The following is a 22,169-nucleotide window of genomic DNA, read 5'->3' as shown; positions in this document are numbered from 1 at the left end:
GTGGGGACCTTTCGGAGAACAACGGTTGGGTCGCCCGATGGTGGGAACACGTCATGGCGAATGGCTCGCGACCTGCTCGAAAGCCGTTGCCTCAGCCACTTCCCGATTCCCGCTCGAGCGCGCGCGGACACCGTTTCCCGTCGAGGGAGTTCCCAGGGAGGTTGCCGTGACACCGTCCACCACGGAGCTGCGCAGGCGGGAGGACATCGACCTCCCGGCGAGGCTCGCGAGGTCCGCCGCCACCGAGCAAGGCGCGTTCCTGCAGACCGAGGACTTCGACCTCTGGCTCACCGAACGCTGGCTCGCCAACGCGTTCCGGGTCGAGCGCATCCCGTTCGCCGACATGGACCTCTGGTCCTTCGCCGAGGACACCGGCAACATCGTGCACCGCAGCGGCAAGTTCTTCACCGTCGAGGGCCTGAAGGTCGGCACGGCGGCTCGTTCGTGGAGCCAGCCGATCATCCGCCAGCCCGAGGTCGGCATGCTCGGGATCCTCGTCAAGGAGTTCGGCGGCGTCCTGCACTGCCTGATGCAGGCGAAGATGGAGCCGGGCAACCCGAACCTGCTGCAGCTCTCGCCCACCGTGCAGGCGACGAAGTCGAACTACACGCGCGTGCACCAGGGCGCCAAGGTGAAGTACCTGGAGTACTTCGCCGAGGGCGCCCAGCGCGGCAGGGTGATCGTCGACGTGCTGCAGTCCGAGCACGGATCCTGGTTCTACCGCAAGAGCAACCGCAACATCGTCGTCGAGGTGACAGAGGACGTCCCGATGGACGACGACTTCTGCTGGCTCACGCTCGGCCAGGTGAACGCGTTGCTGCACAGGGACAACCTCGTCAACATGGACTCGCGCACGGTTCTCTCGTGCCTGCCGGCGTCGGGTTTCGCTGAGCCCGCGGACGACTTCCAGGCCGCGCTGCTGGCCTCACGCGACCCGCACGCGGGTGCGCTGTCGACGACACCGGACGTGCTGAGCTGGTTCACCGGGCAGCGCGCCGACCACGACATCGACGTCTCGCGCATCCCGCTCAACGCCGTGCCGGGCTGGATCCGCACCGAGGACGAGATCTGCCGTGAGGACGGGAAGTTCTTCCGGTGCGTGGCGGTGCGGGCGATCGCGGGCAACCGCGAGGTGACCAGCTGGACGCAACCGCTGTTCGAGCAGCACGGCAGGGGCGTCGCGGCGTTCGTCGTGAAGCAGTTCGGCGGTGTGCTGCACGTGCTGGTGCACGCGCGGCTCGAGGGCGGGTTCCTCGACACGGTGGAGCTGGGGCCGACCGTGCAGTGCGTTCCCGGCAACTACCACGACGCCGAACGGCCACCGTTCCTCGACCACGTGCTGTCCGCGGAGAAGTCGCGAATCCATTACTCGACGGTGCATTCCGAAGAGGGCGGGCGATTCCTCGACACGGAAAGCGACTATCTCGTCGTCGAGGCGGACGAATCATTTCCCGCCGATGTTCCGCCGCAGTACGCGTGGGTCACCGTCGGGCAGCTGACGGATCTGCTCAGGCACGGCCGTTACGTGAACGTGCAGGCCAGAACGCTGGTGGCGGCGCTCAACGCGCTGGGTTAGTCGACGCGGCGGGAAATGGTACCGCTCCCAGACCGAAAAAACACGATCGGGTGAGGCGGCTCCAGCGCGATTCGAGTCCCGCCCGATCCGGCTTGAATAGCGTGGTCAGCATGAAGATCCTAGTGAGTAGCGGTCCGTCGTTCGGGCTCTACTTCCCGGTCGTCCCGCTGGCGTGGGCCTTGCGGGCGGCGGGTCACGAGGTGCTCGTCGCGAGCCCGGAGAGCATGGCCGCCACGGTCAACGGCTCGGGTCTCCCGCACGTGGCCACCTACGGGCCCATGCACATGCGCGAGGTCATGCTGCACGACCGAGCGGGCAACCCGCTGGCGCAGGCCGGCACCGAGGAGGGCCTGCTCGAGCAGGTCGGCCGCGGTTTCGGCAGGCTCGCCGCCCGCACGATCGACGGCATGCTCGCCATCACCGAGGCCTGGCGGCCGGACGCGATCATCGGCGAGGCGCACGCGTTCTCCGCCGGTGTGGCCGCGAAGATCCACGGCATCCCGTGGTTCGAGAACGGCATCGGCATCGGTTACCGCTCCGACATCGACAGCTGGACGGCCGAGGAGTTCGCACCCGAGCTGGAGAGGCTCGGGTTCGACGGGTTGCCGGAGCCCGACATGGTGCTCGACACCTGCCCCGCGCTCATCCGGCCCTCGGACGTCGTTGCGGGGCAACCGATGCGTTGCGTCCAGTACGACACGCCGGCCCCGGTACCCACCTGGGTCTTCGAAAAGCGCGACCGCCCCCGCATCATGATCACGCTCGGCACCATCCTGCCGAACTCCCCCGCGGGCCCCGCCATCTTCGACGAGCTGGTCCGCACCCTGCCCTCGCTGGGTGTGGAGCTCGTGCTCGCGATGCCGGACGAAGCGGTCGCCAAGCTCGCTCCGCTGCCCGACGCCGTCGTCGCCGCCGGGTGGATGCCGCTCACCTCCGTGCTGCCCGCCTGTGATCTCACGGTGCATCACGCGGGTGGGGGATCGACCATGTCCTCCCTGATCGCCGGACTTCCGCAGCTGCTCGCTCCGGGAGTCATGGCGGAGCAACGGGATTCCGCACAACGTCTCTGCGAGTTCGGCGCTGCCAGGCAGCTCGAGTCACAGGAGGTGGAACCGGCTGAGGTGCTCGAGGCCTGCCGGGCGTTGCTGGAGGACGCGTCCTACCGGGATCGGGCGAGTCAGTTGAAGCAAGCGATAGAGGAAATGCCCTCGCCCGGCGCGGTAGTGCCGGTGATCGAGGACTTCGTCCGTCACCGCGCCGTTGGCGCAGCGGAAGAAACTGAGTGAGGAGCTATGACCCAGAACATCGACGCGGCGCCGGATTCAGGTGCGCAGAGTTGGCCGGGAGCCAACGCGACCCAAGGTGAGCCGTTCAAATGGCGCTGGCTGGCACTCGGCGTCATCCTGCTGGCCACCGCGATGGACATTCTCGACTCGCTGATCACGGTCATCGCCGCTCCGTCCATCGTGGCGGACATCGGTGGTGGCGCGACCTTCATCCAGTGGATGGGTGCCGGTTACACGCTCGCCATGGCGTGCGGCCTGATCATCGGTGGCCGCCTCGGTGACATCTTCGGCAAGAAGCAGATGTTCGTCGTCGGTGCCACCGGCTTCACGATCGCCTCGGCGCTGTGCAGCGTCGCGACGACACCGGGTGTCCTGGTGACCGCCCGCGTGCTGCAGGGTCTCTTCGGCGCGATGATGCTGCCGCAGGGTCTCGGCGTCATCACCGAGGTGTTCCCGCCCAAGGAGATGGCCAAGGCGTTCGGCGCCTACGGCCCGATCCTCGGCCTCGCGACCATCGGCGGGCCGATCCTCGGTGGCTGGCTGATCAACCTCGACCTGTTCGGCACCGGCTGGCGGATGATCTTCCTGATCAACCTGCCGCTCGGCCTGCTGGCGATCTTCGGTGCCATCAAGTGCTTCCCGAAGGCCAACAAGACCGCGAAGAAACTCGACCTGGTCGGTGCGTTGCTCGCCTCGGGTGGTGCCGCGTTGCTGGTCGTCCCGGTCGTGCAGGGGCGTGAAGAGGGCTGGCCGGCGTGGACCTTCGTGTCCATCGCGGCCGGTGTGCTCACGTTCTTCGTGTTCGGCTGGTACGAGGGACGCCGCGACAAGAAGGGCGGCGAGCCGCTCGTCGTGCCGTCGCTGTTCAAGAAGAAGGCGTTCAACGGCGGTCTGGTCGCCGGCCTCGCGCTGTTCTCCGCGCTCACCGGTTTCTCGCTGGTGCTGAGCATCTACCTGCAGCTGGGCCTCGGCTTCACCGCGCTCGGTGCGTCGCTCGCGGTGCTGCCGCAGGCGATCGGCTCCACGTTCGGCTTCGCCGCGTCCGGCGCGGGCCTGGCCGCGAAGCTCGGCCGCCGCCTGATCCACATCGGACTCGCCGGCATGATCATCGGCCTGATCGGGTTCTACTTCACGATCACGCTGGGCGGTCCCGACGTGGGCGGCTGGGCGATGTCCCCGTCGCTGTTCTTCGCCGGCATCGGCATGGGTCTCGCGATGGCGCCGTTCTTCGAGCTGATCCTCGCGGGTGTCGACCCGCAGGAGACGGGCTCGGCGTCCGGCACGCTGACCTCGGTGCAGCAGTTCGGTGGCGCGCTGGGTGTCGCGATCCTCGGCACCGTGTTCTTCGCGGTGGTCGGCGGATCCGGCTATCTGCCGGCGATCGAGACCAGCATCTGGGTGGTCGTGGCCCTGGAGCTCGCGGCGGCCGGGATGATCTTCTTCCTGCCGAAGATGCCGAAGCCCGCGTGGGACCCGAGCGCGTGGGAAGGCGGCGAAGGCGGCGGCGAGTGGAGCGCGGAGGCCGCCGCGCAGTGGGGCGGCGGCGACAACGCGGCCGCGTCCGAGTGGACCGCCGACGCGGACGCCAAGAAGTAGGTCAGGTTCAGCTTCAGCAAGTCCATTGCCCGGAAGGCTCGCCGATCTCGCGATCGGCGAGCCTTCCGCGGTGTCAGGGCTCTTTTCAAGGAATCCACGAGGGAGACTCAGGATGACCGCGGTGACAGAACCCTCCTTGGACGTGGCGCTCGCCGCCACGTACAAGAAGTCCATCAGCGAGCACTACAAGGACCTCGCGCTCAAGCTGCAGGTGGCCTTGAACACCCAGGACCTCAGCCTGGTCGACGGGATCATCCACGACGACTTCTTCGACGTCACCGGTCCGCCCGGGATGTTCCCCGACGGCCCGGAAGGCGTGCGGCAGCACATCCTGTGGCTGAACCGCCGCTTCAAGGACGCGAAGTGGGAGGTGCAGCAGGCCGTCGCTGAGGGCACCACGGTCGTGTTGCGCGTGCGCTTCACCGGCACCGAGACGGAGGAAGGCCAGCCGGCTCCCGTCGGCACGCGCTTCACCTACGCGCAGGCGCACTTCTTCGAGGGCCGCGACGGTCTGCTCGTGCAACACATCGGTGTCCGCAGCGAACAGGACATCTCCCAGTAAGGGACCTCCCATGGACGTCATCGGACGTGGCTTCCTGGCCATGAACCTCGCACGTATCTCGGGAAAGCATCACAACGTCGTCGCGTTCGCGGCCGGATCTTCCTCGACCGTCGCCACGTCGTCGGACGAGTTCGGCCGTGAGACCGGCATCGTGCACGACGCGATCCGCAGGTGCCGCGCGGAAGGCAAGATGTTCGTCTACTTCTCCACCGCGTCCGCCGCCATGTACGGCGCACCGGACTCGCCGGGCACGGAGGACGGCCCGGTGTTCCCCGGCAACGCCTACGGGCGCCACAAGCTCGCGATGGAGGCGTTGATCCGCGCCTCCGGGGTGGCGTACCTGGTGCTGCGCCTGGGACATCTCGTCGGTCCCGACCAGCGTCCACATCAGATGATGCCGACGCTGGTGGCACAGGTGCGTTCCGGCGAGATCGAGGTCTGGCGGGGAGCGCACCGCGACCTCATCGACGTCCTGGACGTGGTGCGGCTGCTCGACACTTTGCTGACCGGCAGGGTGTGCGACGAGGTCGTGAACGTCGCGAGCGGCGTGCCCGTTCCGGTCGCGGAGGTGGTGGAGCACCTGGAAGAACGGCTGCGCGTGCCGTTGCGGAAGACCTACCGCGAGGCGTACGCGCGCCACGACATCTCCCTGGCCAAGCTCACCCGCCTCGCGCCCGTCGTGCGCGAGCTGGGCTTCGGCCCTGACTACTACCGGCGCGTCGTCGACCGCTACCTCAGCGCCACGACCGGCGTTCCACTCGAAGACCTACCGTCAGCCGGATGAAGGAGCAACGGCAATGCGAGTACTCATCAGCACGTGGCCGGCGAGCGGGCACCTGCAGCCGATCGTCCCACTGAGCTGGGCACTGCGCGGTGCCGGCCACGAGGTCATCGTCACCACGCCGCAGCACCTCGTGCCCTTCGTGAAGTCGACGGGCCTCGACGCCATCGCGCTCGGCGAGGAACTGGACCAGAAGATGATGCTGCAGGGCATCATCCAGCAGGCGGGCGAGAACGCCTCACCGGCCGAGGCGCTGCCGCGGCCGGACCGCCAGTTCTGGGGCAACATCGCCTACGGTCCCGCCGGCCGCACCGCGGAGACCTTGCAGCTGCAGCTGGAGAAGGCCAAGGCGTTCGCCCCAGACCTGATCCTGACGGACCCGATGGACCTCGCAGGGCGGCTGCTGGGCGGCATCCTCGGTGTTCCTGTGGTGCGCCACCGCTGGGGCGTCGACCCGTTGACGGAGGCGTTCGAGGAGACCGCGCACATGGTCCTCGACCCGGTGGCGCAGCAGCTGGGCCTGACCGGGCTGCCGGAGCCGGACCTGACCATCGACCCGTGCCCGCCGTCGTTCCAGCTGCCGGGGCTGGAGAAGGGCCGCCCCGTGCGGTACCTGCCGTCCAACGGGTTCGGTGCGCTGCCGGCGTGGGCGCTGGAGCAGCCGTCGAAGCCGCGGATCTGCGTGTCCTTCGGCTCCATGCCCAAGGAGCTCGGCATGCGCAAGGTGCTGGGCTGGGTGTACGAGGCGATCGCGCGGCTCGGTGACGTCGAGGTCGTACTCGCCGTGCCGAACGGGATCGACGCCGAGGACCACTCGGTGATCGCCGACAAGGTGATCTCGTCGGCGCACCTGCCGCTGAACCTGTTCATGCGCACGTGCTCGGTGATCGTGCATCACGGTGGTTCCGGCACGGGCCTGACCGCGCTGAACGCCGCCACGCCGCAGCTGGTGCTGCCGCAGTTCGCCGACCACTTCCCGTGGGCGGAGCGGCTGGAGGCCACCGGTGCCGGTGCCGCCATCGAGACCGTGGAGAAGCAGCAGGACGTGGTGCTCATCCAGGACCGCCTGGAGGAGCTGATCGGCAAGCCGGAGGCCAAGGAGGCGTCGCTGGCGTTGCAGGCCGAGATCCACAGCGCGCCGTCCCCCGCGGCGCTGGTGCCGGAGCTGGAAGCCCTCGCGGGCGTCTGACCTCCGAGCGCCAAGAAGCCCCGGCCTCAAGGAGACCGGGGCTTCTTCGCGCCGCCGCTCAGTCGTTGAGCTGGAGCACGACCGTGCCCGCGTACTTCTTGTCCAGCAACGCGATGAAAGCCTCCGCCGCGACCGGCACGCCGCCCTTGACGACGGTGTGGGCGAAGGAGATCTTGTCCTCCTTCAGCCAGGTGGAGAACGTTTGGTTCCACGCGGCCAGCTGCTCCTCGGTGTCGAACGTGGCGAACCCGCGGAACGTCAGCTGCTTCGCGATGGCGCGCATCAGGGCGAGGCGCGGGTGGTCGCCGTCCGTGCCGCCGATCTGGCCGCTCAGCGCGCCGCACAGGGCGAACCGGGCGCCGGGCTGGGCGTGTTCGACGGCGGCCTCGAACTGGTCGCCGCCGACGTTGTCGAAGCACACCGTGATGCCGTCGGGGGCGAGCGCGCGCAGCTGGTCCAGCACCGGGCCGTCGTGGTAGTCGAACGCCGCGTCGAAGCCTGCCTCGTTGAGCAGGAAGTCGACCTTCTCCTTGCTGCCGGTGGAACCGATGACGAGCTTGGCGCCGCGGGCCTTCGCGATCTGACCGGCGAGCGTGCCGACCGCGCCGGTCGCACCGGAGACGAACACGACGTCACCCTCGCCGGCACCGGCCATCTCGACGATGCCGCGCCACGCGGTCGGGCCGTTGGCGAGGTAGTACTCCGCGCCGGGCAGCAGCGAGCGGTCGAGCTTCTTCACACCGAACCCGGGGCTCACGACCGCCCACTCGCGCCAGCCCTCGTAGTGCAGCACGAAGGTGCCCACCGGCAGTTCCTCGTTGTTGGACACCACGACCGTTCCGACGGTGGTGCACCACGGGGTCTTGCCGATCTCGTAGTTGGGGATCGGCAGGGCCGTCTCCTCGTTCATCAGGTCGCGGTACACCGAGCCGAGGAACATCCACTCGTTGCGCACCAGCACCTCGCCGTCGCCCGGTGTCGGCGTCGGCACCTCGACGAGCTCGAAGTTCTCCTGGGTCAGCCGGTCCGCCGGACGCGAAACCAGGCGCAGCTCCCGCGACGTCGTCGGAATCGCTTCGGCGCTCATACGGATCTCCTTATGCCTTGCACAGTGGGGTTCCCACCGTCCCCGGCCACGGCTTTGCGGGCCTTGAGAGGAACCTGAGCCACCTCAAGGCACTCGCGAGCGGGGTTGCAGGGAGCACTGGCTGACTAGGGGCCATGGCTGACTTCGACGTCATCGTGGTCGGCAGTGGCTCGGCGGGCGGCGTTCTGGCGGCACGGCTGTCGGAGGACCCTTCTCGGCGCGTGCTGCTGCTGGAAGCGGGGCCTGACGACCCCGCAGCGGGCCCCACGCACAACTGGATGTACCGGTCAGAGCCGCAGATCGGCGGCGAGCCGCTGAACCTGCCGCGCGGCAAGATCGTCGGCGGGTGCTCGGCGGTCAACGCGTGCATCGCGCTGCGCGGTGCGCCTTCCGACTACGACGCGTGGCCCGGCCCGTGGTCGTTCGACCTGGCGTCGCGGTACTTCGACACCGTGGAGTCGGTGGTGCCAATCCGCAGGCCCGCCGAGGACATGACGTCCACGAACCGGGCGTTCATCGAGACCGCCGTCTCCCTTGGCCTGCAACGGGTCGAGGACCACAATGCACCGGGTGCGATCGGCGCGGGACCAGTGCCGTTGAACGAGATCGACGGCGTGCGGCAGAGCACCGCGGTCACCTATCTCGCGGACGCCCGGTCCAGGGACAACCTGACGATCCGGCCGAACTCCTTGGTGTGCAAGGTGCTCATCAGGGACGGCAAGGCCGTCGGCGTGGTGCTGCTCGGCGGCGAGACGGTGTCCGCCCGCACCGTCGTGGTCGCCGCGGGCGCGTACGGTTCGCCCGCCGTGCTGATGCGGTCCGGGATCGGGCCGGCCACGGCGTTGTCGGCGCTGGGCATCTCGGTCGTCGCGGATCTGCCGGTGGGGCACGGGTTGCAGGACCACCCGCTCGTCACGGTGAAGCTGATGGGCCGCGGTCCCGCGCTGTACCAGGCCGTCGCGACGACGGACTCCGGGCTGCAGTTCCTGCCGGGCGCCCCGTCGCCCGCGGAGACGACCGGCGCGAACCTGATCATCTCGGTGGCGCTGCTCAAGCCCTCCTCACGCGGCAAGGTGTGGCTGCGGTCGGCCGACCCGACGGACGCGCCGCACATCGACCTCGGCCTGCTTCGGTCCTATGAGGACAGATCGCTGATGCGATCCGGTGTGCGCGACCTGCTACGCCTGGTCGGCACCAAGCCGTTCGCCGGGGAGCTCGACGGCCCGCCGCTCAACAGCCCACCGGCCGACCTCTCCGACGACCAGGCACTGGACCGGTGGATCTTCGCGAACGTCGGCACGTACCACCACGCGGTCGGCACGTGCGCGATGGGTTCCGTTGTGTCGCCGGACGGACAGGTGTTCGGCGTGGACGGCCTGTGGGTCGCCGACGCGTCGGTCATGCCGGAAGTGCCTGCCGCCAACACGAATCTGCCCACCATGATGCTCGCGGAGCGCATCTCCGCGGTACTGATCGAGGAGTCGCGCCATGTCGCTTGAATTGGACGCCGCAGCCCAGGACCTGCTGTTCCGTGAAGCCCGTACGGCCAACACGTTCTCGTCCGAACCGGTCTCCGACGAGACGGTGCAGGCCATCTACGACCTCGTCAAGTACGCCCCGACGTCGATGAACCAGCAGCCGCTGCGCATCGTGCTGATCCGCTCCGACGATGCCCGCGAGCGTCTGGTCAAGACGATGTACGGACCGAACGGAGCCAAGGTCGCGCAGGCGCCGCTGGTCGCGATCCTGGCCGCGGACCTCGAGTTCCACGAGCTGATGCCGACGTTGTTCCCGCACTTCCCCGAGGCCAAGGACATGTTCGCGGACCCGGCGATCCGCGAGGCCTCCGCCGTGCAGAACGGCACGATGCAGGCCGCGTACTTCCTCCTCGGCATCCGCGCGGCCGGCCTGTGCGCCGGCCCGATGATCGGGTTCGACGCCAACGCCGTGAACGCGGAGTTCTTCCCGGACGGCAAGCAGAAGGTGCTGCTGGTCATGAACATCGGCAAGCCAGGGGAGAACGCCTGGTGGCCGCGATCGCCGCGGCTCGAGTACGACGAGGTCGTCACCGCCGCCTGACGTGCAGGACGAAAGAGGCCCCCGCTGACCTGGCGGGGGCCTCTTTTTCAGTGTGTGGGCCGGGGAACCGCGACCGATGTGTAGGTCGTCTCCGGCGTGGCCTCGGTGGTGAACCTGCCGTTGATCACGTACAGCAGGTCCTCGTGCAGGGCGAGCGAGCTCGGGATGTCGAACCGGGGGTCGCTCACCCGGCGCAGGACCTTGCCGACCGTGCCCTCGTGGTTGAGCCGCACGAGCGCGACCTCGTTGCGCACACCCATCGCCACGTACAGCAGGTCGCCGTCCAGCACCATGCCGTCGCAGTCCGCCAGGTCGTCGCCGCCGAGGTCGACGCTCGTGGCGCGGCCGGTCGTGGTGTCCACGTGGAACAGTCCGCCCGTGTTGGACTGGTTGACGAGCAACGCCGTGCCGTCCGGGGTGCGGCAGATCCCGTTGGCGTTGAAGCCTTCCTCGCGGTACTGGATGTCCCCGGTGAGCTCCAGCCGTTCGACCTGCTCCGGCTCCGGCAGCTCGCCGTTGCCGCCCAGCGGCAGCTTCCACAGCACCGGGATGACCGAGTCGGTGGCCCACGCGGCCGTCGGGGTGAGCGCGAAGTCGTTGACCAGGCCCGCGAGCGGGTAGGACGCCAGGGTGGCACCGGAGGCGGCGTGGATCACGTGGGCGTCACCGGCGAAGCCGCCCGCGATGAAGAGGCGCCCCCTGCGGTCGATCTTCACGCCGGCCGAGGCGGTGCCGGGTCCCTGGTGGATCGTCTTGCCCTCGCCCGTGATCAGGTCCGCCCGGTAGATGGAGCCGTCGGCCAGCGAACCGTAGTACGCGAACGGACCGGGCCCGATCGTCATCGACTCTGGCCGGAATCCGTCCGGCAGCGCGATCGTCGTCATACCGGCAAGAAAACCGCAGCGTGCTCTAGGTTTGCTCGAAGACTGCGGAGTGCTCGGCCATCGGCGCGGCGAACCGCAGCAGCCGGCGCCCTTCGGCCTCGACCTCGGCGCTGTCGCGCTTGAGCAGCCGCTGGTACGGCTTGATGAGCAGAGTCGCTGCCTGCTTCTTCTTCTCGATCTTCCAGGTGCCGGCGAAGAATCCGTCGACGGTGAAGCTGCCGCGCGTCGAGGAACCGTTGAAGCCGGGGGAGATGATCCGCGTGCGGTCGGCGTGCGAGAGCGCGATGTTGTCGAACTCGGGCAGGAACCGCGGTGGCGCCGGGGTGTCCTCGTCCGGTCTTGACGCGTCCTCGTGGTCGTAGAGCGTCCGGCCGTTCTCGTCGCTGAACCGCTTGAGCGGCAACCGTTCGAACACCTCCGACAGCCTCGTGAGCCCGGACCACGTCTGCGCGTCCTGGACGCTCGCCGGGCCGAACGCGCGGAGGTAGCGGGAGACGACCTCGGTGATCGACGGTTCCGGCAGGGACTCCGCGCCGAGCCAGGTGTTCAGGGTGGCGTGTGCGCCGCGGCCCGGTGCGAGCCCCCAGACGCCCCGTGGCGGGATCTGCGCGAGCGGGACGAGGAGCTGCACCGCATAGGCCAATGCGGTCGCCTGGTGGCCCGGCCAGTGCTCTTTCAGGAGTTTGCCGAGATCCTCGCGCGTGCGGGGTTCTTCTTCGAGCAACTCTCGACCGCGCTGTGCCAGCTCAACAGGATCGATGCCCTCGATCTGCTTTCCGTTGTGGCCGGTGAAGTTCGTGCGGTCCAGCACGGGCTTCAGCAACGGCCTCAACATGAGCGCGTCGCGGGCGCTCACGAGGTGGATGGTGGCCCTCATGAGCACGATGCGGACCGTTTCGCGGTTCTCCAGTGTGGCAGCGAGGTCGGAGGGCTGAAAGCCGTTCACGCGCGACCACAGGCCCACGTACGGCGAGAGCGGGACCTGGGACTGCATGCCCACGAGGTGCTCCACGACCTCGAGCGGGGTCTTTTCGGTGCGTTCCAGGAGGAACTGCCGGGCCAGCAGTGCCCGGTTCAGTGCTCGTGCGCCGAGTTTCACGCGACCACGAGCTCCCGCGTCGTCGCGTCCGGCGCGGCGAACCGCAGCACCCCGTCCGCTTCCTTCTCGACCGCCTTCAGGTCCTTTTTGGACAAAGGCTTGAACAGGGTGAGGGTGAGCGTCGCGGTCTTCTTCTGCTCCTTGAGCTTCCAGATACCGCGCACGAACCCGTCGACCAGCAGCGTGGCCGCGATGCCCGCGCCGACGCAGACCTTCTTGCGGATGTCGTCGTCCATCACGCGGCCGCGGTCGAAGTGCGACACCATCAGGTTGTCGTACTCGGGCAGGAACCGGACGGGCGCCGGGGTGTCGCCGTCCGGCCGCGGTGCGCCCGGCAGGTCGTAGAGCTCCTGGCCCGTGTCCGTGGTGAGGACCTCCAGCTCGTCGCCCATCTCCTTGAACACCTTGGCCATGAACGTGAGGCCGCTGAACGCCTGCAGGTCCTTGACGGTGGCGGGGCCGAACGCGGCGAGGTAGCGGCGCACCAGCTGCTGGGGATCGGGGTCCTTGGTGAGCTTCCGGTCGAGGAACGACTCCGCGAGCGTCGACGGCACCGAACCGCCCTTGCCCCACGGTGGCATGTGCACCAGTGGCACGAGGTACTGCACGGAATAGGCCAGCGACAGGGGATCGCGGCCGGGGAACCTCTCGCTCATCGCCTCGCGCAGCTGGACCTGGGTGAGGGCATTGCCGTTCAGCAGCTTGCGGCCGTGCCCAGCGATCTCGCCGAGATCCATGCCCTCGGTCTCGCGGCCGAAGAAGCCCTTCTGCGCGCGGTCCAGCACCGGCTGGAGCAACGGCCGCAACCACAACAGGTCCGTCGTGGTCACGAGGTGCATGGTGTAGCGCATGAGCGAGGACCGCACGATCTGCCGGTCCAGGATGAGCTTCGCCAGCTCCTCGCGGTCGAAGGAGCTCAGCCTGCTCCAGAGCCCGATGTAGGGCGGGAACGGCAGCTGCGCCTGCAACCCGACGAGCTGCTCGGTGGCTTCGAGCACGCTCATGTCGTGGCGCCGCAGCAGGAGTTGGCGCGCGAGCGTGGCTCGGTTGATCGCGCGGCGGTCCAGCACGTTGGTGGCCTTTCGGGTCAAACGCGGGAATGCGGCCGTCACCGGAGGCTACCTCTCCATCCGGTGACGACCGCCTGTGAAAGAGCGGGGCGTGTCAGGCCGCATCGCCCTCGAGCCGGGAGCGGAACCACGACAGGAACAGGTGGTCGGTGCCGGCGGTGAGGTCCTGGCCGCCGTCGATCGTGATGATCTGCCCGGTGACCCAGGAGCTGGCGGGGCTGGCGAGCAGCGTGATCCACGGCGTGATGTCCTCGACCGTGCCGGTGCGGCCCAGCGGCATGATGTCCGCCAGCGTCGCGAAGATCGCGTCGGTCTCCTCGTCGTTGAGGCCGTTGGCCGCGTAGACCTCGGTGCGCACGCCGGCAGGGGCGACGGCGTTGACCCGGATCCCGAGCGGGGCCAGCTCGCGCGCCCACGTCAGCGTCAGGCTGTGCATGCCGGCCTTGCTGGCCGCGTACAGGGCGGCGCCGGGCTCGGGGTTGTGGCCCGCGACCGACGAGACGAACACGATGTTGCCGCCCGGCTTGCTGAGGTACTGGTACAGCGCGCTGGTGAGGCGCACGGGGCCGAGCAGGTTGATGTTGAGCAGGTCGTTGCTGGCCTTCTCGTCGAAGTACTCGGCGAGCGTGTTGCGGAAGATGCCGGCGTTGTGCACGAGCACGTCCAGCTTGGCGCCGTTGGTCTCCACGGCGTCGGCGACGGCCTGCGCGCCCTCTGCCGTGGTGACGTCCGCGGCGACCGGGACGATGTTCGGGTGCAGCTCGGCGACCTCGTCCAGCCGTTCCTTGCGGCGGCCGGTGATGATCACGCTCGCTGCGCCCAGCTTCGCGAACTCGACGGCCGCGTGCTTGCCGATACCGGTGCCACCACCGGTGATGACGACTCGCTGGCCTTCAAACGGCTGGTCGGACATGGTGTGCGTTCCTTTCCAAAGCCATACGGGTGTCGCGTACATCCAGCCAAAACGGCCTGGTTTTCCACTAGAACCGCGCTCAGGCGGCCCAGGACGGCTTCGCGTCGATCTCGACGACCGCGCAGCCCCAGCTGTAGCCGGCGCCGACGCCGAACAGCACGACCCGTTGCCCAGGCCGGGCCTGCCCGGTGTCGACGAGGTGGCCGAGCCCGGCGAACTGGTCGCCCGCGCCGAGGTGCCCGACGGTGCGGCTCCACTCCCACGTGGTCCGCGCGGGGTCGATGTCGTAGGGCCGCAGGTAGTTCACGTCCAGGCGGCGCCTGCCGAAGTGCGGCAGCACCACCCAGTCCGCGTCGCCGAGCTTCATGTCCGCGTCCGCCAGCGCTTCCTCGACCGCGGCAGCCTGGCCGGCGTTCGCCCTGTTGATGCCGAAGGAGAGCCCGAACCGTTTGGCGAACGCGCGCTTGGCGGCCTCGAAGTCCACGGGCATGCGGTGCTCGAACGGTGCGAGGCCCATCGGCTCGTCGCCGCGGTGCAACGGCTCCAGATCGGAATCCGCGTTGATGGCCAATGAAAGCAGCCGCGCGTATCCGCCGCGGCGCGACAGGACGAGGGCACTCGCGCCGTCCGCGTAAGGCGTTCCGGGGTCCGTGCGCCACCTGTCGATGCCGGGCAGGCAGAACCTGTCGGCCGTGGTGAGCAGCGCGTCCTTGCCGGGGCTCAGGTAGCGGACGGCGAGGTCCAGCGCGGCCATGCCGCCGTTGGACATCTGCCTGATCTCCAGTGCCAGGCAGCTGTTCCTGACGGTCTCGCGCTGGACGTAGCTGCCGACCGGCCACAGGTCCTGGCCCTGGTGGTAGGTCGTGGCGTGCAGGATCAGCTCGACGTCCTCACCGGTGCTGCCCGCCCTGGCGAGCGCCTGGTTCGCGGCCTTGACGCCCATCTCTGCGGCCGACTCCTCCGGGGAGTACGCGACGCTGACAACGTCCGTGCGCGCGACCAGCTTCGGTTCGCACTCGCCGGAGTCGATCGCGTCCTGCACGTTCAGCGTGGCGGGGAGGCGGATCCCGTTGCCCCGCACGTAAATGCCGTCGACGCGCACTCAGACCTCCTTCAGTGCACGGGCGACGCGCACGACCCGGCCGGACTGCACACGTGCGGACTGCAACGCGAGCTCGCTCACGGGCTTGCTGTCCGAGCCGAGCACGTGGGAGGTGCCATAGGGGTTCTCGTTCAGCCCCGGCGGCACGATGATCCCGCCGAAGTGGCACACCATGTTGTAGATCGAGACGAGCGTGGTCTCCATGCCGCCGTGCGTGCTGCCTCCCGACGTGAAAGCGCTGTACACCTTGCCCGCCAAGCGACCCTGGAACCACGCGGGTCCCAGCGTGTCGATGAACTGCTTGAGCTGGGCCGACATGTTGCCGAACCTCGTGGGCGTCCCGAAGATGACCGCGTCGGCCCACAGGACGTCGTCCACCTGTGCGTGCGGAACATCCTCTGTCGCCTCGAGGTGGGCGGCCCAGGCCGGCCGTGACTCCACGGCGGTCCGCGGCGCGAGCTCGGCCGCCTTGACGAGCCTGACCTCGGCACCCGCCTTCTCCGCCGTCTCGGCGATCTCGGTGGCGATGCGGTGGATCGTCCCGGTTGACGAGTAGTAGACAACGGTCACGTTGACGCTGCGTTCCATGGCGGGATCCCTTTCGCAAGGCAGGTCCCCACCACCGTTGTCGGTACACCTCGACGCGGCGTCGAGCGCGACCTGAACGACGGGGGATATTGTGTCGATCGGAGGGGCGCGATGATCAGGGTTTTGCTGGCCGAGGACATGCACATGGTGCGCGGTGCCCTAATCGCGCTGCTCAACCTGGAACCGGACATCGAGGTCATCGCCGAGGTGAGCTCGGGGGACAAGATCGTTCCGATGGTGCGGGAACACCGGCCGGACGTCGCGGTGATCGACATCGACCTGCCGATCCTCGACGGCCTCACCGCCGCCGCGAAGATCCGGGAGACGATGCCGTCGGTCCGCACGCTGATGCTCACGTCGCTGGGTCGGCCCGGCACGCTGCGCAAGGCGCTGGCCGCCCGCGTGGACGGCTTCCTGCTGAAGGACGCCCCGCCCGGCCAGCTCGCCGGCGCGATCCGTGACGTGGCGGCAGGCAAGCGAGTGGTCGACTCGCAGCTGGCGCTCGCGGCCTGGGACAGGGGGGAGTGCCCGCTGACCGACCGTGAGCTGGAGGTGCTGCGCCTCGCCGCGGCCGGCTCGGACGCTCCGGAGATCGCGGTCGCCCTGTCGTTGTCGACCGGAACCGTCCGCAACTACATGACGACCATCATCACCAAGCTGAACGGCCGCAACCGCGTCGACGCCATCCGCATCGCGGAGGAAGCCGGCTGGATCTGAACCGGGTCAGGCGAGCGGGATCTCGGCGTGCAGCCGGAAGGTGCGCTCGGACGTGGGACCGGCGTCGAGGCTGCCGCCGAGCGCACAGACGCGGGTGGTGAGGTTGCCGATACCGCTGCCGTTGCGGGAGTTCCGTTCCGTCGTGGGAATCCCGTCGTTGATGATGTCCATCGTCACCAGCCGCGGCGAACTGGACAGCACGATCTCGCAGCGTTCGGCCTTGCTGTGCCGCAGCAGGTTCGTCACGCCCTCACGCAACACCGTCGCCAGCGTCACCCGCACGTCCGTGGGCAGTTCCTCGCACGCGTCGATCCGCACGGTCACCTCGATGTCGGCCGCGGACAGCAACGCCTGCGCCGACTGGGTCTCCTCGTTCAGCGACAGTTCGCGGTAGCTCAACGCCACCGACCGCACGTCGGCCAGCGCCTGCCGGGAGATGTCCAGCACCTCGGTGAGCTCCTGCCTGGCCCGGCCGGGGTCGATCGTGAGCAGCCGGTGCGTGAGCTCGCTCTTCAACGTGATCGCGGACAGGCTGAATCCGAGCAGGTCGTGCAGGTCGCGCGCGAACCGCAACCTTTCCTGCGTCACCGCCGCCGTGGCCAGCTCCTCACGCGCCTCGTGCAGCTCGGTCACCATGGACCGCAGCCGCGTCAACGCGTACAGCACCAGGCCGTGGTTCATCGTGGCCATCACGCCGTAGGCGATGTCGGCCGTGGGATAGCCGAACACGCCTTGGATGACGCCCTGCCCGGCGACGACCGCCACGAACCCGGCCCAGCCGAACCACCGGGGCAGAACCAGCGCCGCGGAGCCGGCGAGGAAGCCCGGCACGCCGCCGAGATTCGGGTTGTGGAACACGAACTGGGGCACGTAGACGCAGACGGCCAGCCCTGCCAGCGCCGCGTAGCCGAGTGCGGAGTTCGTCCGGACGCGGGGGTGGCTCACGACACCCAGCACCAGCAGGGCGATCAGAGCGCTGCTCACCGCGGCGCTGGCGAAAGCGGCAGACCCGACGGGGACGCTGTACGTCGCCAGCGCCGCCGCCATCACGCCGTACCCGATCACCACCGCGGTCAGCAGCACCTGCGCGAACCGCGTCGGGATCGACGGGCCGACCGGACGGGGGCCGCTGACCGGCTGCTCGGACGCCGGATCGGCCGGTACCTCGGCGCGCAGCCGGTAGGTGCCGTCAGGGAAGGACTTCGCGAGCAGTGAACCGCCGATGGCGCTGGTGCGAGTGGCGAGGTTGGTGAGGCCGCTGCCGTGGTCCGTGGGGGCCTCGGTGGGTGTGCCGTCGTTGACGATGTCGATCGACACCATCCGGCCCGTGCCGCTGACGGTGATCGAGCAGCGGGTGGCATTGCTGTGCCGCAGCAGGTTCGTCACGCCCTCACGCAACACCGTCGCCAGCACGGTCCGGGACCGTGGCGAGAGCTCGGCGTGGTCCATTTCGATCGTGGCCGCCACACCGGCCGCGGTCAGCACGGACCGTGCCGAGTCGATCTCGTCGGCCAGCGACAGCTCGCGATAGCTCGACGCCACCGCACGAACGTCCGTCAACGCGTCGCGGGCGATGCCGAGGATCTCCGCGAGCTCGCGCACGGCACGGTCGGTGTGGTCGCCGATCATCTTGCGGGCGAGCTCCACCTTGAGCGTGATCGCGGACAGGCTGAATCCGAGCAGGTCGTGCACGTCACGGGCGAACCGCAACCTCTCCTGCGACACCGCGAGATCGGCGAGCTCCGACCGGGCGTTCTCCAGCTGCAGGACCTGCGAGGGCAACCGGGACAGGCCGTAGACGACCAGGCCCGCGACCAGCGTCGCCGCCATGGAATAGGCCAGCAGGCCGAGCGTGATGCCGGAGCTGACCTTGGTCGCGGCATTGGCCATCGCCACCCCGACGAACACCAGCCACCGCACGCGGCCGGGCAGCACCAGCAGTGCGCTGCCCGCGAGGAAACCGGGCATGCCTCCCCACGCGTAGCCGAAGAACGGCACCGGCGCGAACACGAGCAGCGCCATCGCACCCAGCGCCAGATACGCCTTCGCGGACCGCAGGTTCGCACTCGGCCGGGAGAACACCCGCAGCTGCAGGTATCCGATCGCGAGCAGGCAGGCCAGCGAGCTCACGATCCGCACGGGCGTGGCACCGGCCAGAAGGACGTAGATGAAGGCGTTGCCGAGATAGTTGGCGAACACCACGCTGATCACGACGTACGCCAAGCGACGGGAGACGGATGAGCGTTCCTGTCGCAGTGTCACAGCAGCAGCTCCCACGCGAGGGTCGGGACGCGGCCATGATACGGGCGCTTCCTGGGAAATCTCGCGTTTTGCGATCCTCGATCGGAGCAACATGGCGACGGCTCAACACCTCGCGACGACGACGAGCCGCGCTCCGGCGAGGTAGGCGACGACGTCCGCGACGAGCGTCCTGTCGACCTGCAGCGCTTCCGCGACCTGCTCGATCGTCGTCTCGTTGTCGAGCAGCGACTTCGCGATCTCCGTCGCGGGCGCGCTGTGCAGGATCACCTGGTACTGCTGACCTCCGCAGGTCAGTGCCTGGTCGCCGTTCAGCCGCTCGATCTCGGTGCCGGGCCGCATGGAGACGATCTCGTCGTCCTCGATGTGCGGCAACGTGAACACGGCGTCACCGGTCACCGCGACCACCGACAGGATCGGCCCCGCGCCGTCGTCCAGGCCGAGCGACGGCACGACGCAGCCACCCAGCTGGTCGAGCGTGTTCTTGAGCTTGCGCCAGACGAGGCACGGTCCGCCGCCGGTCTTCCAGCGCACGAAGTTCTCGTGCAGCGCGGAGATGTTCTCCAGCGCGACGGGGCCGAGACTCATGCGGTGCAACGCTTCTCGCACGATCGGACTGGTGTCGGCGAGCTGGATCGCGCCCCACCTTCCGTGCACGGTGAGGTGCTCGCCGCTCTCGTCGACGAAGGCATCCTCTAGCAACGACCACAGCGGGCGGCCCGCTGGGACGTGCGACTGGGTGGGCACCACGGACGCCTCCGCTCCGGCAGGTGGGGTCACATGAACAACGGGATCGGGTTGAGCTCTTCGTATCGGCGAGGTCGGTCCAGTCGACCCAGTTGTACCGGTACGTCGTAGAGGCGCCCTTGAGCGAATCTCGACCAGAAGTGCCGCAGTCCCGGCACGACGACCCTGACGACGGGAAGCCCGATGTCGGGCCTGGTCTGGTCGAGCACCAGGAGTTCCATCCCATGGGCCTCCAGTGTGCCCTGGATCGCGCGGATGTCGTCGGACAGGTCGCTCCGGTGCTGGTAGCCGTGGTGGAACACGTCCCGCTGCGGCTCGGCGGGGTCCGGGGCCAGCCACGGCTGCTCGTCGAGGCGGGTGTGCTCGAACCAGTTCCTGGTGTCGACGTCGAACGCGTCCAGCCGGACCTGCCCGCAGATCATCGGCATGCACTGGTTCAGCTCCGTGAGCGCCCGTCGTGCGGCGATCCGCGGGTCCAGGTGCGCGCCACAGCCGAGCATGATGTCCTCACGAGGGCCGCTGGTGGACCGCGACACGGCCACCATCACCGGCACGCCCAGGTCGGCCGTGACGTCGAGCAGCCACACATCGCGACCGAGGCTCGCGTGCACCTCGCGGCACTCGTCGACCCACGCGTCGTGGAACGAGTCCAGGTCCACGGCAGGCATCGGCGTGCGGTTGTACCACCAGATGGCGACCGCATCCCGTTCGACCAGCTCGAGCAGCCCTTGCAGCACCGCGTCCTCCAGGCTGCTGCCGGCGGCGCAGCCGTTGGAGTCCGACGTGACACTCGGGGGGCAGGGGGCGCCGAAGTAGAGCATGCCGGTCGGCAGGAACTTGTGCCGTCGTTCGGTGAGCGACCACAGCGGGGTCCAGTCCATCACCTCGTTCTCGTCGAACGGAGTGGTGACGTGCTGGAACGCCGAGTGTTTCGCGTTCCACGCCTCACGGTCGTCGAACTGGCGCGGGTGGTACTGCTGCACGGTGTCGGGGTGGATCGCGAGGCCGCCGAGCGAGGCGTAGCTGCCGCTCACCCGAGCCTCTTCGCCGAACCAGGTGCCGCTGCGTCGTTCCACGGCCTCGCAGAGCGCACCGACCTGGGCGTCGAGCGGCGTCACGCCCTTGCCTCCGGTGTCGGCTCGCAGCGACGAACGCAGCCCTTCGACGCCCTCGCCGGCGGCCGCGACGTTCGAGCCGGACACGAACGAGTTGAAGAAGGCCGGCCCGCCCTCGTTGCGGCGGATCTCCTGCACGACGCCGGTGACCGGTCCGATGAGGTGCCGGTAGGTGTCGAGCAGCTCTTGCGGGGACGACGACCGGTGGCCGCCGCCCTCGCAGGAGCGCTTCACGCGACTCGTCAGCGTGACCGGCTCGAACGCCCTGCGCGCGACGACTTCCGGGTCGCCGCAGCCGGAACACTGCGGACGGTGCCGCACCTCGTGCTGCGTGACCTTCATGGTCAGGCTGTCGTAGTTCCAGATCGACCGCTGCGCCTCGTGGCGGATTCCCGCTAGCCACTTCGTCGCCTCGACCGACGCGATGTCGAGCGCCGTCGCGTGCAGCGACGGCAGTCCGATGACGGGGCGCGGTGCCGGACCACTCTGTCCGCACCGCGCTCGCACGTGGGCCTCCGCCTTCCGGTTCGCCGAGAGGCGGGTGGCCAGGCAACGCCAGCACGGGCCGTCACCCGGGGTGACGAACGGCCCCACGCACACCTGCGCGCCGACCGGTTTGACCAGCAACCACGGGGTGCCGGCGGCGCGATGTGCCTCGTCGATGTCGCGGAGCTCAGGTGCCAGGTAGTCCGCACACGCCACGACCGTCAGGTCACCACTCCCCGAGGTGACCGTGAGTCCGTTGCGGTGCAAGGCTTCCACGAGCGCGTCACGATCGATGTCGCCGATCGCGACGACGGAGACGAGCGACGTCGTTGTCGCCGTCACCGCGTCCGCGGGATCGAGACCCGCCGCGTCCCAGTACGCGAGCGAGGCCTCCGTAGTGGCCGAACCGTCCTCCGTGCCCCGCCTGCCGATCAGTCCCGCCGCGGCGAGCCGCGTGAGCATGCTCTCCACCTTGTCGGCGGTCAGATCGGTGGGAGCGTCGCGCAGCAGTGCGGCGAGATCGCGGGTGCCGTCGAGCAACGTCGCCAGTGACTCGACGTGGGTGCCCGCAATGGCCGTGACCCCGGACTCCCCGAAGAGGTAAACGGCTTCACCCTGCACTATCTGCGGCCGGAGATGTCGTTTGAACCCGATGCGCTGCTCGCCCAGTCCGACCAGGTCGTGTCTCATGCGGCGAGGATCTCTACCTGGGCCTTGAAACGGTCGCCGGGCGAGGTCCAGCCGCAGCTGGGGACGATCCAGGTCGTCCAGTCCATCGTGGCTTCACGGTCGAACTCGTAGATCTTCATGTCGTCGGAGTCGTCGGCGGCGGTGACGGAAGCCAGGTGCTCCACGGTGACGGTGGGGTACATGCGCATCTCCGATGTTTGCGGTCGATTGTTGTGAGTAATCGTGCCGACCAGCGGTAATGGACCGGTAGTTACCGGCTAATGCGCCCCGGTATGAAGTTCTCATACCCGCACCGGGGAGAACTCACCCGAGATCGATGGCTGAGGCACTAACGCCGCCCCGA

At 68.7% G+C, this 22,169-nt stretch carries 20 protein-coding genes; 9 read left to right on the top strand and 11 right to left on the bottom strand.

The window, feature by feature from the left end:
* Positions 1-166 precede the first annotated feature (166 nt).
* From FXN61_RS00185 to FXN61_RS00160, 6 genes are all read left to right on the top strand, one after another.
* A complete protein-coding gene (locus FXN61_RS00185; RefSeq protein WP_167969164.1) occupies positions 167-1,576 on the top strand; it encodes an NDP-hexose 2,3-dehydratase family protein in 1,410 nt (469 codons plus the stop codon).
* A 110-nt stretch (positions 1,577-1,686) separates the two neighbouring features.
* Positions 1,687-2,862: a nucleotide disphospho-sugar-binding domain-containing protein gene (locus FXN61_RS00180; protein WP_167969163.1), complete on the top strand. Its 1,176-nt coding sequence runs from the start codon at positions 1,687-1,689 to the stop codon at positions 2,860-2,862.
* Positions 2,863-2,868: 6 nt separating this feature from the next.
* Entirely contained in the window at positions 2,869-4,458 is a 1,590-nt protein-coding gene (locus FXN61_RS00175) for an MFS transporter (RefSeq protein WP_167969162.1), read from the top strand.
* Between the two features lie 112 nt (positions 4,459-4,570).
* Positions 4,571-5,020 carry an ester cyclase gene (locus tag FXN61_RS00170; RefSeq protein ID WP_167969161.1) on the top strand — a complete coding sequence of 150 codons (450 nt, stop codon included), beginning with the start codon at positions 4,571-4,573 and terminating at the stop codon, positions 5,018-5,020.
* Between the two features lie 10 nt (positions 5,021-5,030).
* Positions 5,031-5,804: an NAD-dependent epimerase/dehydratase family protein gene (locus FXN61_RS00165; protein WP_167969160.1), complete on the top strand. Its 774-nt coding sequence runs from the start codon at positions 5,031-5,033 to the stop codon at positions 5,802-5,804.
* A gap of 13 nt (positions 5,805-5,817) precedes the next feature.
* Positions 5,818-6,990 carry a nucleotide disphospho-sugar-binding domain-containing protein gene (locus FXN61_RS00160; protein ID WP_167969159.1) on the top strand — a complete coding sequence of 391 codons (1,173 nt, stop codon included), beginning with the start codon at positions 5,818-5,820 and terminating at the stop codon, positions 6,988-6,990.
* Between the two features lie 58 nt (positions 6,991-7,048).
* Here FXN61_RS00160 and FXN61_RS00155 read toward each other — a convergent pair whose 3' ends face one another.
* A complete protein-coding gene (locus FXN61_RS00155) occupies positions 7,049-8,077 on the bottom strand; it encodes an MDR family NADP-dependent oxidoreductase (RefSeq protein WP_167969158.1) in 1,029 nt (342 codons plus the stop codon).
* Between the two features lie 134 nt (positions 8,078-8,211).
* Here FXN61_RS00155 and FXN61_RS00150 point away from each other — a divergent pair, with 134 nt between their 5' ends.
* Both FXN61_RS00150 and FXN61_RS00145 read left to right on the top strand, forming a co-directional pair.
* Positions 8,212-9,576, top strand: a complete 1,365-nt coding sequence (locus FXN61_RS00150; protein ID WP_167969157.1) for a GMC family oxidoreductase — start codon at positions 8,212-8,214, stop codon at positions 9,574-9,576.
* A complete protein-coding gene (locus FXN61_RS00145) occupies positions 9,566-10,156 on the top strand; it encodes a malonic semialdehyde reductase (RefSeq protein WP_167969156.1) in 591 nt (196 codons plus the stop codon). Before FXN61_RS00150 ends, FXN61_RS00145 begins: the two co-directional genes overlap by 11 nt.
* A gap of 47 nt (positions 10,157-10,203) precedes the next feature.
* On the opposite strand, the gene FXN61_RS00140 is transcribed toward FXN61_RS00145, so the two are convergent.
* From FXN61_RS00140 to wrbA, 6 genes are all read right to left on the bottom strand, one after another.
* Positions 10,204-11,040, bottom strand: coding sequence for an SMP-30/gluconolactonase/LRE family protein (locus FXN61_RS00140; RefSeq protein WP_167969155.1), 837 nt, complete (start codon positions 11,038-11,040; stop codon positions 10,204-10,206).
* Positions 11,041-11,065: 25 nt separating this feature from the next.
* Positions 11,066-12,139 (bottom strand): winged helix DNA-binding domain-containing protein, encoded by a 1,074-nt coding sequence (locus FXN61_RS00135; protein ID WP_167969154.1) that lies wholly within the window; start codon positions 12,137-12,139, stop codon positions 11,066-11,068.
* Complete coding sequence (locus FXN61_RS00130) at positions 12,136-13,251, bottom strand: winged helix DNA-binding domain-containing protein (RefSeq protein ID WP_223165259.1); 1,116 nt, start codon at positions 13,249-13,251, stop codon at positions 12,136-12,138. Before FXN61_RS00130 ends, FXN61_RS00135 begins: the two co-directional genes overlap by 4 nt.
* Before the next feature lie 52 nt (positions 13,252-13,303).
* A complete protein-coding gene (locus tag FXN61_RS00125) occupies positions 13,304-14,122 on the bottom strand; it encodes an SDR family NAD(P)-dependent oxidoreductase (protein WP_167969153.1) in 819 nt (272 codons plus the stop codon).
* Between the two features lie 79 nt (positions 14,123-14,201).
* Positions 14,202-15,224 (bottom strand): ketoacyl-ACP synthase III family protein, encoded by a 1,023-nt coding sequence (locus FXN61_RS00120; protein ID WP_167969152.1) that lies wholly within the window; start codon positions 15,222-15,224, stop codon positions 14,202-14,204.
* Entirely contained in the window at positions 15,225-15,812 is a 588-nt protein-coding gene (wrbA, locus tag FXN61_RS00115) for an NAD(P)H:quinone oxidoreductase (protein ID WP_167969151.1), read from the bottom strand. It lies immediately after the preceding gene.
* A gap of 111 nt (positions 15,813-15,923) precedes the next feature.
* Between wrbA and FXN61_RS00110 the strand changes: the two genes are divergently transcribed.
* Positions 15,924-16,529: a response regulator transcription factor gene (locus tag FXN61_RS00110; protein ID WP_167969150.1), complete on the top strand. Its 606-nt coding sequence runs from the start codon at positions 15,924-15,926 to the stop codon at positions 16,527-16,529.
* Between the two features lie 6 nt (positions 16,530-16,535).
* Here FXN61_RS00110 and FXN61_RS00105 read toward each other — a convergent pair whose 3' ends face one another.
* The 4 genes from FXN61_RS00105 to FXN61_RS00090 form a co-directional block, all read right to left on the bottom strand.
* On the bottom strand, positions 16,536-18,791 hold the full coding sequence (locus tag FXN61_RS00105) for a sensor histidine kinase (protein WP_167969149.1): 2,256 nt from the start codon (positions 18,789-18,791) through the stop codon (positions 16,536-16,538).
* 102 nt (positions 18,792-18,893) lie between these two features.
* The gene (locus FXN61_RS00100; RefSeq protein WP_167969148.1) at positions 18,894-19,568 is read right to left on the bottom strand and encodes a hypothetical protein; all 675 of its coding nucleotides are present in this window, start codon (positions 19,566-19,568) and stop codon (positions 18,894-18,896) included.
* Positions 19,565-21,826, bottom strand: coding sequence for a TOMM precursor leader peptide-binding protein (locus FXN61_RS00095; RefSeq protein WP_167969147.1), 2,262 nt, complete (start codon positions 21,824-21,826; stop codon positions 19,565-19,567). The genes FXN61_RS00100 and FXN61_RS00095 overlap by 4 nt, the downstream gene beginning before the upstream one ends.
* Positions 21,823-22,008 carry a hypothetical protein gene (locus FXN61_RS00090; protein WP_167969146.1) on the bottom strand — a complete coding sequence of 62 codons (186 nt, stop codon included), beginning with the start codon at positions 22,006-22,008 and terminating at the stop codon, positions 21,823-21,825. Before FXN61_RS00090 ends, FXN61_RS00095 begins: the two co-directional genes overlap by 4 nt.
* Between the last annotated feature and the right edge of the window lie 161 nt (positions 22,009-22,169).

The organism is Lentzea indica (assembly GCF_012184385.1).
GTDB classification, from domain to species: domain Bacteria; phylum Actinomycetota; class Actinomycetes; order Mycobacteriales; family Pseudonocardiaceae; genus Lentzea; species Lentzea indica.
The sequence above is the reverse complement of the archived record's forward strand: the minus strand, read 5'-3'. Positions and strand labels throughout refer to the sequence as shown.